Source organism: Kitasatospora sp. NPDC093679 (assembly GCF_040683455.1).
GTDB classification, from domain to species: Bacteria; Actinomycetota; Actinomycetes; order Streptomycetales; family Streptomycetaceae; genus Kitasatospora; species Kitasatospora arboriphila.
Map to the genome: position 1 here is coordinate 33984 of NZ_JBFBDW010000045.1, position 12806 is coordinate 46789.

General features: G+C 72.9%; 16 protein-coding genes and 1 pseudogene. 7 read left to right on the forward strand and 10 right to left on the reverse strand.

Translation table 11 applies throughout. The features are described from left to right. The first annotated feature begins 12 nt into the window (after positions 1–12). The 3 genes from AB0O09_RS28955 (at position 13) to AB0O09_RS28965 (ending at position 1791) form a co-directional block, all read left to right on the forward strand. Positions 13–696 carry a hypothetical protein gene (locus AB0O09_RS28955; protein WP_363546419.1) on the forward strand — a complete coding sequence of 228 codons (684 nt, stop codon included), beginning with the start codon at positions 13–15 and terminating at the stop codon, positions 694–696. Next, positions 671–949, forward strand: a complete 279-nt coding sequence (locus AB0O09_RS28960) for a hypothetical protein (RefSeq protein ID WP_363546421.1) — start codon at positions 671–673, stop codon at positions 947–949. Before AB0O09_RS28955 ends, AB0O09_RS28960 begins: the two co-directional genes overlap by 26 nt. Before the next feature lie 512 nt (positions 950–1461). After that, a complete protein-coding gene (locus AB0O09_RS28965) occupies positions 1462–1791 on the forward strand; it encodes a hypothetical protein (RefSeq protein ID WP_363546424.1) in 330 nt (109 codons plus the stop codon). A gap of 359 nt (positions 1792–2150) precedes the next feature. On the opposite strand, the gene AB0O09_RS28970 is transcribed toward AB0O09_RS28965, so the two are convergent. The 5 genes from AB0O09_RS28970 to AB0O09_RS28990 form a co-directional block, all read right to left on the reverse strand. Next, positions 2151–2774 carry a DUF3618 domain-containing protein gene (locus tag AB0O09_RS28970; protein WP_363546427.1) on the reverse strand — a complete coding sequence of 208 codons (624 nt, stop codon included), beginning with the start codon at positions 2772–2774 and terminating at the stop codon, positions 2151–2153. After that, complete coding sequence (locus AB0O09_RS28975; RefSeq protein ID WP_363546430.1) at positions 2750–3238, reverse strand: phage holin family protein; 489 nt, start codon at positions 3236–3238, stop codon at positions 2750–2752. The genes AB0O09_RS28970 and AB0O09_RS28975 overlap by 25 nt, the downstream gene beginning before the upstream one ends. Before the next feature lie 3 nt (positions 3239–3241). Beyond that, complete coding sequence (locus AB0O09_RS28980) at positions 3242–3991, reverse strand: hypothetical protein (RefSeq protein ID WP_363546433.1); 750 nt, start codon at positions 3989–3991, stop codon at positions 3242–3244. Positions 3992–4386: 395 nt separating this feature from the next. Next, on the reverse strand, positions 4387–4581 hold the full coding sequence (locus tag AB0O09_RS28985; protein WP_363546435.1) for a hypothetical protein: 195 nt from the start codon (positions 4579–4581) through the stop codon (positions 4387–4389). A 160-nt stretch (positions 4582–4741) separates the two neighbouring features. Beyond that, the gene (locus AB0O09_RS28990) at positions 4742–5773 is read right to left on the reverse strand and encodes a YihY/virulence factor BrkB family protein (protein WP_363546438.1); all 1032 of its coding nucleotides are present in this window, start codon (positions 5771–5773) and stop codon (positions 4742–4744) included. Here AB0O09_RS28990 and AB0O09_RS28995 point away from each other — a divergent pair. Continuing rightward, positions 5772–6017, forward strand: a complete 246-nt coding sequence (locus AB0O09_RS28995) for a hypothetical protein (RefSeq protein WP_363546441.1) — start codon at positions 5772–5774, stop codon at positions 6015–6017. The two genes, AB0O09_RS28990 and AB0O09_RS28995, sit on opposite strands and share 2 nt — an antisense overlap. Positions 6018–6075: 58 nt before the next feature. On the opposite strand, the gene AB0O09_RS29000 is transcribed toward AB0O09_RS28995, so the two are convergent. Both AB0O09_RS29000 and AB0O09_RS29005 read right to left on the reverse strand, forming a co-directional pair. After that, positions 6076–6975 carry an SDR family oxidoreductase gene (locus AB0O09_RS29000; protein WP_363546443.1) on the reverse strand — a complete coding sequence of 300 codons (900 nt, stop codon included), beginning with the start codon at positions 6973–6975 and terminating at the stop codon, positions 6076–6078. Between the two features lie 128 nt (positions 6976–7103). Next, positions 7104–7352: pseudogene (locus tag AB0O09_RS29005) on the reverse strand (hemerythrin domain-containing protein); the annotation flags it as partial. A gap of 322 nt (positions 7353–7674) precedes the next feature. Here AB0O09_RS29005 and AB0O09_RS29010 point away from each other — a divergent pair. Next, entirely contained in the window at positions 7675–8859 is a 1185-nt protein-coding gene (locus AB0O09_RS29010) for an alcohol dehydrogenase catalytic domain-containing protein (protein ID WP_363546446.1), read from the forward strand. A 192-nt stretch (positions 8860–9051) separates the two neighbouring features. Here AB0O09_RS29010 and AB0O09_RS29015 read toward each other — a convergent pair whose 3' ends face one another. Next, positions 9052–9330, reverse strand: coding sequence for a DUF4235 domain-containing protein (locus AB0O09_RS29015; RefSeq protein ID WP_363546449.1), 279 nt, complete (start codon positions 9328–9330; stop codon positions 9052–9054). Between the two features lie 130 nt (positions 9331–9460). Then, complete coding sequence (locus AB0O09_RS29020) at positions 9461–9853, reverse strand: hypothetical protein (protein WP_363546452.1); 393 nt, start codon at positions 9851–9853, stop codon at positions 9461–9463. A 332-nt stretch (positions 9854–10185) separates the two neighbouring features. On the opposite strand from AB0O09_RS29020, the gene AB0O09_RS29025 reads away from it, so the two are divergent. After that, a complete protein-coding gene (locus AB0O09_RS29025; protein ID WP_363546455.1) occupies positions 10186–10509 on the forward strand; it encodes a plasmid stabilization protein in 324 nt (107 codons plus the stop codon). Positions 10510–10716: 207 nt separating this feature from the next. Here the strand turns inward: AB0O09_RS29025 and AB0O09_RS29030 are convergent, their stop codons facing one another. Beyond that, a complete protein-coding gene (locus AB0O09_RS29030; protein ID WP_363546458.1) occupies positions 10717–11742 on the reverse strand; it encodes a PHP domain-containing protein in 1026 nt (341 codons plus the stop codon). Between the two features lie 471 nt (positions 11743–12213). Between AB0O09_RS29030 and AB0O09_RS29035 the strand changes: the two genes are divergently transcribed. After that, positions 12214–12699, forward strand: coding sequence for a DUF6328 family protein (locus AB0O09_RS29035; protein ID WP_363546461.1), 486 nt, complete (start codon positions 12214–12216; stop codon positions 12697–12699). Positions 12700–12806 lie beyond the last annotated feature (107 nt).

The following is a 12806-nucleotide window of genomic DNA, read 5'->3' on the forward strand; positions in this document are numbered from 1 at the left end:
TAGAATGACAACATGAGCAAGAAGCCGCCCAAGCCCGCCGCCGACCCGGCCCCGCCGCCCGGCCCGGTCTCCTTCCTCGCCGCCGCCGCCGCGCTCGCCGCCATCGACGACGCCGTCCGTACCGCCCGGATCCCCGCCGCCACGGACCGGCACCCGCAGGAAGACGGCCCCGAGCAGGCCCTGGCCGCGCTGGTGCTGCTGCGCGAGCTGCGTACCGAGCTCGCCGGCTGGGAGGCGGGCCTGGTGGAGAGCGCCCGGGAGGCCGGCGCCACCTGGGCCGACCTCGCCCACCCCATGGGCGTCGCCAGCCGCCAGGCCGCCGAGAACCGCTACCTGCGCCTGCGCCCCGCGGACAGCACCTCGGCCGGCACGGAGACCGGAGCGGAGCGGGTCAAGGCGGTGCGCGACCGGCGGGCCGCCGACCGCGCGGTCGGCGACTGGGCCCGCGACCACGCCGCCGACCTGCGCGTGCTCGCCGCCCAGGTCACCGCCGCGACCGGCCTCACCCCCCGGGCCCGGCCCGCGCTGACCGCACTCACCACCGCCCTCGGCGCGCCCGACCCGGCCGGCCTGATAGCGCCCCTGACGGCGATGCGACCCCACGTCGCCGACCATCCGGACCTCGCCGCCCGCCTCGACGACCTCACCGACCGCACCGACCGCCTCCGCCATGACAGCGACCAACGACGCACCTGACACCACCGCCGAGGAGCGTTGGCAGCACATCGAAGGCCAACTCGCCGCCATCGAACGCCGCATCCGCGAACACAGCAGCGCCGCCCTCGCCACCCTCGACACCTGCCTGGCCAGACTCGACTCCCTCCGCCACGACCTCGCCCACCGGCCCTGGCCCCCGCAGGCCATCCCCACACCTGCAGATCCTCCGACCATCCCGCCGCAACCAACGCGGGCCCCGTCCGAGCGTCCGGCGGCTCATGCACAGGGGTGACCGGGGCCGCTCAGCGGCGCGGACCGTCCGCGGACAGGTTCGAGGCCAAAAGAACGAGCGGTGGAAGGGCAGGCTGCGGTGCTCGGTGGCCGCGCAGCCCCCAGCCGTCGGCCGTCGGTGAGTGACTCGGGTGTTCGGCGGTGGGCCGTCAGAGCGGGCTCGGGCTGGCGGGCCGGGGCGGCCGGGGTGTATGCCCGGTCCGCCCCGGCAGGCGGTGCCCACCGCCCGGTGCCGCCGGGGCATTCGGGGCCGGCCGGTGGGGGTGCGCGCCCCGGTGCGGGGCGCGCGCACCGTTTCAATGACGGGTCGGCCCGGGGCACGGCGACCATGACGGACGACCGGTCGGATCGCGGTCGGCCGGGGCGGGGGCCGTCGAGTCCGCGTCCGAGTGGCTGGGTGACCGGTCCGTTCAAGGGGGCGGCCCCTGATCGGGTGAGGAGCCGGTCGGCCCATGCCGGCACTTCGGCAGCAGAGGAGACTCGGTGGAGGCAGGCGGAAGGCGGTGAGATGCGATGGACGAGGAGCAGGCCCGGGCCCGGCACCTGATCGCCGCCTGCTACGCGGGACGAAAGGCCGCGGCCGAGGACGGTGACCGGCGTGAAATGGCCGCTCTCCTACGGGAACAAGAGCTGTGTCAACACAGGGACCGGCTGCAGGCCGGCGCCGTTCCGCGGATCCGGCTGTGGGCCATGGACTGCGCTCTCACTGCGCTCGAGAAGGCCCGCACCGGCGAACGGACACCCCGGGCCATCGCCGATCACCACCTGCTCAGCCGGTGGCTGGAGCACACACACGGCCCGCACGGCGCGCGCCTGGGGCTCGACAGGGCTGACGGCCAGTAAGTGGCCGCTGCCAGGCCCGGCCCGGGGGTGGTGCCCCCTGTCTGCGTCCCAGACCGCGGGCACCACCGTGGGCGGCCCGGCACGCGCGGGACACCCGGACGGATGCCGGACCGCGACCCGGCCGCCGACCCCATGGACCAGGCGGCCGGTGCCGGGCACGATGCTTTTGCACACCACCCCGAACCGCGAACACCCCGCTGTGGGCCGGCCGATCAGCAGCACGCCGCCCACGCGTGCTGTACCGGCGGCCCTTGCCTCGTGCATGCCCTGCGCGTGGGCCCAAAAGGCACCCGCGCCGGGCGTCGAGGGGGGTTGCCGATACCGGGCGCTCGCGACCGGCACCGAGCCGGTGCCCTGGGTCAGGTGGTCGGGCGGCGGATCTCCTGGGCGGCCTCCTGACCGGTCGCCTTCAGGTCGCCGGCGGTTCGGCGCCCGGCGTCCTGGGCGGCGCTCCTGCTGCTGTCGACGGCGTCCTGGGCGGTGGACTTCACGGCCTGGAGGGCGTCGGTGGCCGGCTCGCGCATTTCGTCGCGGACGTCCCGCGCAGCCTGGGTGGCGGCCTGCTTGACCGGCTCCAGCAGTTCCGGATGGTCGCGCAGCATCGCCCCGCCCCGCTCCTCCGCCTTACTGGTGGGCAGCAGGGCGGCAGCGAGCAGGCCCGCGCCGAACGCGATGATGCCCGCCGCCAGCGGGCTGCCCTGCGTCTGCCGGCGCAGCTGCGCGGGCGTCTGCTGGACGGTGTCGCCGATCTGGGCGGCGGTGGTGCCGGCGGCGGCGGTTGCGCGGTGTGCCGCGGTGCCGGTGTCGTGGGCGGTGCCCATCACTCGCTCCTTGATTCCGGTCAGCTTGCTGCGTGCGGCGTCGGCCTGACGGTGGGCCACTCGACTGGGGGTGATCCTGTCGGCGAGACGGTCGACGTTGTGCGCCAGATGGGCGCGTCGGGCTTCGACCTCGCTCCTCAGCTCGTCGGGTGTCGCGTCCATGCGGCGTCCTCCTTCAGGGTCTCGACGGTCTGTTCGGGCATGAGGCGCACGTCCTTCCACCGTTTGCGGCCGGTGCTGTAGAGCACCGCTGCGGCCACGGCCCACAGGGCGGTGACGATCAGAGCCGCCCAGGCGAGGTTCATGGCGTTGCCGAGCGCGAAGACCAGGGTCAGGCTGGCGAGAATCAGGACCAGGTGGCCTGCGTAGCCGGCGCCGGCGAGCATGCCGGAGGCCTTGCCCGCCTTGGTGGCTTCCTGCTTGATCTCCGCCTTGGCGAGGTCGATTTCGTCCCGCACCAGCCGGCTGAGGTCGTGGGTGATCTCGCCGATCAGGTCCCCGAGGGACTGGTCCTCGCCGGGCCCTGTGGCCGGTCGGCCGGTCGGGTCGGCCGCCGGTGCAGGGCCGTCCGATCCGGGGGTTGGGGTGCGGTGAGTGGCGTTCTGTTCGAAGGAGGAGAGGGCCATCGTTCAGACCCCCTGGGCCGGGGGCTGCTGCCGCCCGCGGTCGAAGTCCTGCCCGTAGGCGGGGGTGATGTGCGGGGGCTGGGACTGGCCGTACGCCTCGTACGGGTCGGGTGCGAGGCCGGGAGCCGCGGGCATCGGGGCGGCCGGTGGGCGCGGGGGCGCGGGTGTCGTCAGCGGGACCTGCGGCGGAGACGCGCCGTCGCTGTCAGGGCGCCGTTCCTCGGGGCCGTCCGGGTCGCCGGCCGCTGCGACGCCCTTGCCGGTGCGGCCCAGTGCGAAGCCGGCCAGCGCCGCACCGGCGAGGAACAGGCCGGGCCGGCGGCGCGCGAAGTCCCGCACGTCGGCCAGCAGGCCGTCCGGACCGCGCTGCTCCAGGTGGTCCGCGACCCGCTGGCCGCCGTCGGCGATCTGCGCGACCGCGGCCGCGGCCGTGGAATCGGGCTTGCCGTGATCGGCCATGTCCCGCAGCTCGTGGGCCAGGCGCCGCACGTTCTCCGCGAGCCGGCCCGTCTGGGCCCGGGCCTGCTCCTGGACCTGGCCGCGCGCCTCGGCGAGCAGGTCCCGCGCCTGCGCGCTCGCCTCCCCGACCACCTGCGACGCCTGTTCCTTGACCGTGCCGACGACCTCCGCGGTGTTGTCGGCCACCACCTGCGCGCCTTCGCTGGCCTTGTCCTGCGCCGTTCGGACGGCGGAGGCCGCCGTGCCGGGCTCCTGTTCCTGATGCGAACCCACCGGGTTCGTGTACTCGCTCAAGGCTCCTCCTTCGGATCGTCCCCGTCCGCGCCTGCCCTCCTTTCCGTGGGCCACGCCCTTTGCGATAGGACGCTCCGGACCGGCATGCCGGCCGGCACCTCGCGTCAGCCTGTCTCGGCCAAGGGCGAGGAGCGCCCGGGGTCGGCCCACAGCCCGGTGACACCCGCGGAGAGGGCGGCCGGATGCCGGTGCGGGCCCCAGCGCGGGGATCGACCGGCGCGTCGATGACCGTGACCACCCCCTGTCGGGAGGTTCACATGCTCGCCCTCATGCTGTTGCCGCCCCCGGCTCCGCCGGGTGCCGTGCTCCTTCTCGGCCGGTTCGAGGACCGCCTGACCGACCAGCTCGCCCCGCCACCGCCGGATCCTGCCTCACCCGCCACGGGTGAACCGCCCTCAGGCGCCCGGCCGGCAGCGTCCGGCCGGGCGCCAGGGGTCGAGCCGGATCCCTTCCCTCGTCTGCGCGGTCGTACGGCGGGCGCGGTCGGGTTCGCGGGCCGCCACTTCCACACCTGCGTGCTCCTGCACGCTCTGGGCAACGCTCGCCTCGGTGTTCCGCTCCGGGCGGCCGGAACCTGCCGTGTCACTCATGAGCCATCTCCTTGCAGTTGTATGGGCTCACGATTCCGGCGGCTGCGTGCCTACCCGCTGTTCGCCGGCCGGCCTCTCTCACCCGGTCGACGCTGTGACCTACCGCGGGTACTCGCCGTCCGTCAGCCGTCCCGGTTCCCACCCGGCAGAGGCCCGCGGCTCACGGCCCATGCCCGTCCTCCACGTCGTCGGGCCACTTGCGGGTGTCGCGGGGCGGGACGTAGGGCTCCTCAGCAGGCGGCATGCCACCTTCGATGGCGCGTTCACGGGACAACTCGGCGTCGAACTCCAGGCCCAGCAGGATCGCCAGGTTGGACAGCCACAGCCAGACCAGGAAGACGATCACGCCGGCCAGGGTGCCGTACGTCTTGTTGTAGGAGCCGAAGTTCGCCACGTACAGGGCGAAGCCGCCGGAGAGCAGCAGCCACAGGCCGACAGCGAGCAGGCTCCCCGGCGACACCCAGCGGAAACCGCGTCCGCGCACGTTCGGCGCGGCCCAGTACAGCGTCGCGATCATGAGCGCCACCAGCAGCACCAGCACCGGCCACTTGGCGATCGACCACGCCGTCAGGGCGGTGTCACCCAACCCCAGCACGTCGCCCATCCGGCGGGCAAGGGGCCCAGTGAACACCACGATCAGTGCGCTCGCCGCGAGCATCACCATCATCAGCACGGTCAGCCCCAGCCGCAGCGGCGTGACCTTCCATGCGGGGCGGCCCTCGCGGATGTCGTACACCGCGTTGGACGCGCGGATGAACGCCGCGATGTATCCGGACGCCGACCACAGGGCGCCCAGCAGGCCCACCACGGCCAGCACGCCGCCGGCGCCGCGGCTGCCCTGGAGCTGGGTGACCGCGGTCCGCAGGATGTCCTGGGCCGCGCCGGGGGCGAGCTTCTGCAGGTTGTCCAGGACCTGGTTGGTGGCGGAGGTGCCGGTCAGGCCGAGCACCGCGACCAGCAGCAGCAGGGCAGGGAAGATCGCCAGCACGCCGTAGTAGGTGAGCGCGGCCGCCCGGTCGGGCAGTTCGTCGTCCAGGAACTCCTTGCCGGTGCGCTTGAGCACCGCCCACCAGCCACGGCCGGGCACGTCGGTGGGTCCTTCCGGTGCCCGGGCCTCCACCTCCTCGCCGGGGCCCGCCCCGCCGGGCTCCCGGCCCTGGAGGCCCTGCTTGCGCCTGTGGATGAATGCCATGATCGCGCACCTTTCCGATCTGTCGGACCCGATCCACCGCAGTACTTCCCGCGGGGCCACCTCACCTGGAGCGTCCGCAGGCAGCGCGGCAGTCACCGACTTGGGATTTCTGCTGCTCCGCCATGCCCTGCCGAGCGCCTGCCCTTCCCGCCCCGCCGCGCGGCCGCCGTTCGAGGCGCCCGGCGCGTACGGGACGTTCCAGCGCAAGGACGACGGCGCCGTCAAGATCCTCTTCCGTTCCTGAGCCGCCCTTCCGGGCGAAGGGCGTGCCGAGGCGATCCGGCCGAGCGGAGTCCGTGGCCTCAGGGCAACGGGGTACCGCCGGTGGCGTTGACGATCTCCCCCGTGATGTAGGAGGCCTCCTGGGAGGCGAGGAACACGTAGGCCGGGGCCATCTCGGCCGGCTGCGCAGGGCGGCCCATCGGGGACTGTTCGCCGAAGTGCGCGACCTTCTCCTCGTCCATGGTCGCCGGGATCAGCGGCGTCCACACGGGGCCGGGCGCCACCGCGTTCACCCGGATCCCGTCCGGGGCGAGCTGCTGGGCCAGGCCCTGCGTGAACGCGACGATGCCGGCCTTCGTCATCGCGTAGTCCAACAGGTGCGGGCTCGGTTTGTAGGCCTGCACCGACGCGCTGTTGATGACCGATGAGCCCGGCCGCAGATGCGCCAGCGCCGCCTTGGTGAGCCAGAACATGCCGTACAGGTTGGTCCGCATCACCCGGTCGAACTGCTCGGTGCTGATCGAGGTGAGCCCGTCGGGCTGCGCCATCTGGTAGGCCGCGTTGTTCACCAGGACGTCGAGTGCGCCGAGGCCGTCGACGCACCGGCCGGGCAGGGCGGAGCAGAACTCCTCGCTGCGCAGGTCCCCGGCGATCGGCAGCGCACGCTGTCCGGCTCCCTCGATCAGCCGGGCGGTGACGCCGGCGTCGTCCTGTTCCTCGGGCAGGTGACAGAACGCCACGTCGGCGCCCTCGCGGGCAAAGGCGAGCGCGACGGCGCGGCCGATCCCGGAGTCGCCTCCGGTGACGAGTGCCACCCGTCCGGCCAGCCGCCCCGACCCGCGGTAGGAGGTCTCGCCGTAGTCCGGCTCGGGCTGCATCCGCTCTCCGCTGCCGGGATGCGGCTGGCTCTGCTCGGGCTGCGGCGGCCGGGGATACTGCTCGGTCGGGTCCTGCGGTGTGTACTGGTCGCTCGTCGCCATCAGCCGTCCTCCTCACACGTCGTGCACCGCCGTTGCGACCCCGCACCGCGGATGCGATCCGTGTGCAGGGAGCCGAGCGCGGCGGTCGGTCTACTTGGTCGCGCCGGGGACCTCCAGGGGGCGCGTGTGGCGGTCTTCTTCGCCTCCTCCAGGCGTTCGCCGAGTTCGACGAGGCGGTTGCGGCCCACGGCCTTGCGGACCTCGGGGAACCAGTCCTTCTCCTCCTCCTCGATCACCGCGTGCACGGTCAGCTCCTCGATCACTTCATCGGCGATCCGCCGCTTCTCCGCGTGCGCGTCTTCCCCTGCCTTCTCGAACGCCTTGAACAGCTTCTCCACCGCCTTGTGGTCGTCCCTCGACAGCACGATCGCGTCCACCACGGCCCCCGTTCCGGGGCCACGACGACCCCTCGGCCGACGCGCCTACCCCCATGTACCTGCCTCATCCCGAGCTGACCCGTCACACCACCCGCGTGCCCGCACCGGAGCGTTCCGCCCCCGGGCATGCCCGGAGGTGGAACAGCTCGGACGCACCGGGTGGGGAACGCTTCCCGGTGACGGCGCCCTGAGCCCTCAGGCCAGCCGCAGGCTTCCGCGCCGGTCGGCCGTGCAGGCCCTGCCCGGTGTGTCCGTTTCGCGGACTGGGCCATGGAGAGACGCGGGGAAGGTGAACCTCGGTACGGCCCCGTGAGGAGTGACGATGAAAGCCTTGACCTGGCACGGCAGGCGAGATGTCCGTGTCGACACCGTCCCCGATCCGTCCATCAAGGACCCGGCCGATGTGATCATCAAGGTCACCACCAGTGGACTGTGCGGATCGGACCTCCATCTCTACGAGGTCCTCGGCCCCTTCCTCGACGTCGGCGACATCCTCGGACACGAGCCCATGGGCATCGTCCAGGAGGTCGGACCCGACGTCACCGCCGTGCATGTCGGCGACCGGGTCGTGATCCCCTTCAACGTGTCCTGCGGGACCTGTCACACCTGCCGGCAGGGCTTGCACTCGCAGTGCGAGACCACCCAGGTGCGGAAGTACGGCAGCGGAGCCTCGCTGTTCGGCTACACCAAGCTCTACGGCCAGGTCCCCGGCGGCCAGGCCGAACTGCTGCGCGTCCCGTTCGGGAACAATCTGCCGATCAAGGTCCCGCACGGGCCCGAGGACGACCGCTTCGTCTTCCTCTCCGACGTGCTGCCCACCGCGTGGCAGGCCGTCGAGTACGCGGCCGTGCCCGAGGGCGGCAGCCTCGTCGTCCTGGGCCTGGGGCCGATCGGCGACATGAGCTGCCGGATCGCCCGGCACCGCGGCGCGGCCCAGGTGATCGGCGTCGACCTCGTCCCCGAACGCCTCGAACGCGCCGGGAACCGTGGCGTGCACGTCCTGGACCTGACCAAGTACGGCAAGGACCTTGCCGATGTCATCCGTGACCTCACCGACAGGCGCGGCCCGGACGCCGTCATCGACGCGGTCGGGATGGAGGCCCACGGCTCGCCCGGCGCGAAACTCGCCGCCCAGGCCACCAACCTCCTGCCCAGCGCCCTCGCCGCCAAGATGATGGAACACGTCGGCATCGACCGCCTCCACGCCCTCTACCTGGCCATCGACATCGTGCGACGCGGCGGCACCATCTCCCTCTCGGGCGTCTACGGCGGCCAGACCGACCCGCTGCCGCTGCTGACCATGTTCGACAAACAGATCCAACTCCGCATGGGCCAGGCCAACGTCCACCGCTGGGCCGGCGACATCCTCCCCCTGCTCACCGACGACGACCCGCTCGGCGTCGACACCTTCGCCACCCACCACGTCCCGCTCGACGAGGCGCCGGCTGCGTACGAGATGTTCCAGAAGAAGCAGGACGGTGCCGTGAAGGTGCTCTTCCAGCCCTGAGCGCCCGTCACACCGTCCGTCATCGACAAGAGCCCCGCCCGCGGAGTCCACCATGACCGCACGACCGGACCGCTTCGCGGGCCGTGGCCACCACCGGCGTTACCGGGCCGGCGCCGCAAGACGGGTGCGACGTCGGCACGGCCCCTACGGGACCTGATCCCGTAGGGGCAGCGGCCCGCCGCGTAGGTGGGATCAGCTGTCGTTGCTGGTGGGCCAGTGCCCCGTGGCCTTGCCGACGGCCACCGCACCGGTCCGGTCGATCGCAGCCTTCACCAGCGCGAACACGGCACCTTGCAGCGCCGCCGCGAGGAGGACCTCGCTCCAGGTGCGGTTCTCGTCCGTCGCGTTCGGAGCGTCGCCCTCGTGCCCGGCGACCTTCCACACGCGCTTGAACACGGCGCTCGCCAGCACGCCGCCGAGGGCACCCACCACCATGCCGACGGGCTTGTAGACGATCCCGGAAAAACTCACGACCTACCTCCTCCTCATGCCTTTCAGTCGGGGCCGGCCGCCGACGGCCGCCGGCCGTGGCGGACGGGCGCGATCACGTGCCGATGGGGTGCCGCCCGCCCGAACCGTGTTGTGACCGGTTGTCCGGTGCTCAGTGCCCGGAGGTGGGGCTGTCGGGCTCCTGAGGGTCGACGCCGGTGTGCGCGCCCGCGTCACGGCCGCCGCTCGGCCTGCCGGCCGGCCCCTGTGCACCCCTGTCGTGCCGGTGCTTCGACGAGGCCGGGCTCTGGGCGGTGTCCTCACCACGGCGGCCCTCACTCTCCACGGTGTCCCCGGGCACCGGCCGGTCCTCCTCCTCGGCGTGTTCCTGTCCCGGCCCGGCGCCGGGCGCGTAGGTGTCCGGATCGAAGGAGCGGCGCGCGCTGTCGTTCGGCTCCTGGTGTTCCTCGTCGACGTCGCCCGACCACCCGTGGTGGGCGCCCTCCATCCTGCTGGCCTGCCCCTCCTCCATGGACGGATGCGACTTCGCCTGCCGCTGAGTCATGATCATCACCTCGGTTCGCAGAGCCCGGCACGGCCGTCGGGCTCCCCCGGCGCCTGTCCACGCCGCAGGTCCTCAACCCTGGCTTCTGCTTCACCTCACCGCCGGTGGTCCGCCGACTGACGTGGTCGTCCGGGACCTGGTCGACGATCTCCGTGTCGAACTCCCGCGGCACCTCTCCCCCGACAGGCCGGGGCGACCGGGAGTCCGTGTCCCGGGCCAGACCACCACAACGCCCGCCGCCGACCGAACTACCGCACCCCGGACCCGGCGCGTGCGGCCCTCCGAACCGGGTAGGCGCGAGAACGCCCGCCACTGCGAGAGAGGACACAGCCATGCCTGCAGGATCCAGCAAGAAGCGGGAGCGCCAGTACGAGCACATCAAGGACAGCGCACTCGACCGCGGCGAGAGCGAGAAGCGGGCCAAGGAGATCGCCTCCAGGACGGTCAACAAGGAACGCGCACGGCACGGCGAGTCGAAGACCGCCAGCCGGTCCTCCACCCACGACACGTCGTCGTCGCGGCGCGGGGGCCGGCGTTCCCACTCCGGGGCGCAGGGCCCGACGAAGGAGCAGCTGTACAACGAGGCCAAGCAGCGCAACATCCACGGCCGGTCGAAGATGAGCAAGAAGGAGCTGGCCAGCGCACTCGGCCGCTGACCGTTGACGCGCCCGGTCCGTATCGCTTTCCCGACTGCCCGCGGTGGTCGGCGCAGACATGGCCGGACCGCCGGCAGGAGCGGGTGCCGGTGGTGGGCGCGGAGTGGCCCGCGGCGTCGGGGTGTGCCGTCGCCGGCGCGGATGAAGTGGCCGGGCGGGTCGTGGTGCTGCATGGCGACGAACGAGGCGAACCGGTGTGGCGGGGGGTCAGCGGGAGCGGATCGTCGACCGGCGGCCGGGATGCGCGGCCCACTCGAGCAGCCGGTCGGCGGGCCAGGTCGTCACCAGCCTGTCCGGGCCCAGTTTGGCGCGAGCCGCTCGGGCATAGCCGGAGGACCGCCAGTGGAGCTGCTCGGGGGCGTGGGCGTCGGTGTCCACGGCGAAGAGGCAGCCCGCTTCTGCTGCTTGAAGGAGCAGGTCGTCCGGCGGGTCGCGCCGCTCGGGTCGGCAGTTGATCTCCACCGCGGTGCCGTTCTCGGCGCATGCGGCGAACACGGCCTGCGCGTCGAAGCGGGACTGCGGGCGGCCGCGGCCGGTGACGATTCGGCCGGTGCAGTGGCCGAGCACGTGCATCAGGGGATTGCGCACCGCCGCGACCATGCGGGCGGTCATCGGGCCGGCGTCCGATCGGAGCTTCGAGTGCACCGAGGCCACCACGACGTCGAGCCGGGCGAGGAGTTCGTCCTCCTGGTCGAGTGAGCCGTCGTCCAGGATGTCGCACTCGATCCCGGTGAGCAGCCGAAAGCCCGGGCCGAGCCGGGTATTGACATCTGCCACGACATCGATCTGCTGTCGCAGCCGGTCGGGGCTGAGGCCGTGGGCGACGGTGAGCCGCGGGGAGTGGTCGGTGAGGACGGCCCACCGGTGACCCAGTGCACGGGCGGCCCGTGCCATCTCCTCGATCGGGCTGCCACCGTCCGACCAGTCCGAGTGCACGTGGCAGTCGCCCTCGCTCGCCTCCAGCAGTGCCAAGCCCGCCGTTGCGGCCGACCCGATCTCCGCTTCCAGGCGGGCGAGGTAGGCGGGCGTCCCGCCGGTCGACGCCTGTTCGATCACCTCGGCGGTCACCGGACCGACGCCGTGCAGGCGCCTGGCCTCCTGTGCGTCCACCGGTCCCGGCGGCAGGTCGCGGACGGCCTCGGCCGCCGTGTGGAAGGCCCGGACGCGATAGGGGGAGGCGCCACGCCACTCCAGGAGGAACGCGATGCGGCGGAGCGCTTCGGCAGGATCCATGCCTCCAGTCTTCGCCATGCGGTCGAAGGCCACCGCCGGTCGCACCGGTGGCCGGTGACCGGAGCCGGGGCTACCGCCGGACTGCGCCCGGCTCGGCAGCGACGGGCCATGCGGCCGAACGCCGTCCCTCTCGGGCTGCCTCGGCCGACGGCCGGTCCTGGCGGGGCTCCTGGCATCCAGGGCGGCGTGTTACACCATCCGGTCCCGGTCGGCCGGTTTGACTGGCCCGGTCCGCTCACCGGCCGAGTCAGGAGGACCACGGGGTGCACAAGAGCAGCGTGCCGCGGCACAGCCGGGCGCGGTGGCGGTCGTCGGCGCCAGCGGCCCGCTCGACGTCCTGCAGGCGCAGGACATCGGTGCAGCCGCCCACGGCGCACGTGCCGCTCCTCGCCCGCGCTGCCCGTACCTCCCGGGCGCTCCCGGTGCCAGGCACACACACCACCCCGCACCAGCGACTGCAGGAGGCGCATCATGCCCGACAGCCAGCCCGAGCGCGACGAGACACCGTCCGAGCGCGCCGACCGCCTGTGGAACGAGATGCTCCAGGAGGTGCGGGTCTGCCAGACCGGCGCACAGATCCTCTTCGGCTTCCTGCTGTCCGTCGTCTTCACACCCCGCTTCACCACGCTGTCGGACTTCGACCGGCACCTGTACGTCGCCACCGTGGTTCTCGGCGCGGTCGCCACCGCGACCCTGATCGCCCCTGTCGCCTTCCACCGCTTCCTGATCGGGCACGGCGTGAAACCCGAACTCGTCCGCGTCGCCGGCCGCTTCATCACCACCGGCCTCGCCCTTCTCGCCCTCACCATCACCACCGCCCTGCTGCTCCTGCTGCGCACCGCACTCGACGCCACCGGCTGGGCCTGGTTCCTCACCGGCGCGGTCCTGCTGTGGTTCGCCCTGTGCTGGCTGCTGCTCCCGCAGGTCGTCCTGCGCCGCGCCGAGCGCCGAGGCTGAACCCCGCAGCCCGGCGCCGGCCGCGCGGACACCCGTCTCTCGTCCACGGCCACCGCGCCGTTCACCGCATCACAGGGGCCCGTGCCAACCGGCTGCGGCGGGCCGTT

Excerpts from the sequence above, each read along its gene's own strand:
- AB0O09_RS29000 (WP_363546443.1), bottom strand. The coding sequence starts at position 6,975 with ATGGCGACGAGCGACCAGTACACACCGCAGGACCCGACCGAGCAGTAT.
- AB0O09_RS29025 (WP_363546455.1), top strand. The coding sequence starts at position 10,186 with ATGCCTGCAGGATCCAGCAAGAAGCGGGAGCGCCAGTACGAGCACATC.
- AB0O09_RS28970 (WP_363546427.1), bottom strand. The coding sequence starts at position 2,774 with ATGGACGCGACACCCGACGAGCTGAGGAGCGAGGTCGAAGCCCGACGC.
- AB0O09_RS28995 (WP_363546441.1), top strand. The coding sequence starts at position 5,772 with ATGATCGCGCACCTTTCCGATCTGTCGGACCCGATCCACCGCAGTACT.
- AB0O09_RS28960 (WP_363546421.1), top strand. The coding sequence starts at position 671 with ATGACAGCGACCAACGACGCACCTGACACCACCGCCGAGGAGCGTTGG.
- AB0O09_RS29030 (WP_363546458.1), bottom strand. The coding sequence starts at position 11,742 with ATGGATCCTGCCGAAGCGCTCCGCCGCATCGCGTTCCTCCTGGAGTGG.
- AB0O09_RS29020 (WP_363546452.1), bottom strand. The coding sequence starts at position 9,853 with ATGACTCAGCGGCAGGCGAAGTCGCATCCGTCCATGGAGGAGGGGCAG.
- AB0O09_RS29035 (WP_363546461.1), top strand. The coding sequence starts at position 12,214 with ATGCCCGACAGCCAGCCCGAGCGCGACGAGACACCGTCCGAGCGCGCC.
- AB0O09_RS28965 (WP_363546424.1), top strand. The coding sequence starts at position 1,462 with ATGGACGAGGAGCAGGCCCGGGCCCGGCACCTGATCGCCGCCTGCTAC.
- AB0O09_RS28955 (WP_363546419.1), top strand. The coding sequence starts at position 13 with ATGAGCAAGAAGCCGCCCAAGCCCGCCGCCGACCCGGCCCCGCCGCCC.
- AB0O09_RS28985 (WP_363546435.1), bottom strand. The coding sequence starts at position 4,581 with ATGAGTGACACGGCAGGTTCCGGCCGCCCGGAGCGGAACACCGAGGCG.
- AB0O09_RS29010 (WP_363546446.1), top strand. The coding sequence starts at position 7,675 with ATGAAAGCCTTGACCTGGCACGGCAGGCGAGATGTCCGTGTCGACACC.
- AB0O09_RS28990 (WP_363546438.1), bottom strand. The coding sequence starts at position 5,773 with ATGGCATTCATCCACAGGCGCAAGCAGGGCCTCCAGGGCCGGGAGCCC.
- AB0O09_RS28975 (WP_363546430.1), bottom strand. The coding sequence starts at position 3,238 with ATGGCCCTCTCCTCCTTCGAACAGAACGCCACTCACCGCACCCCAACC.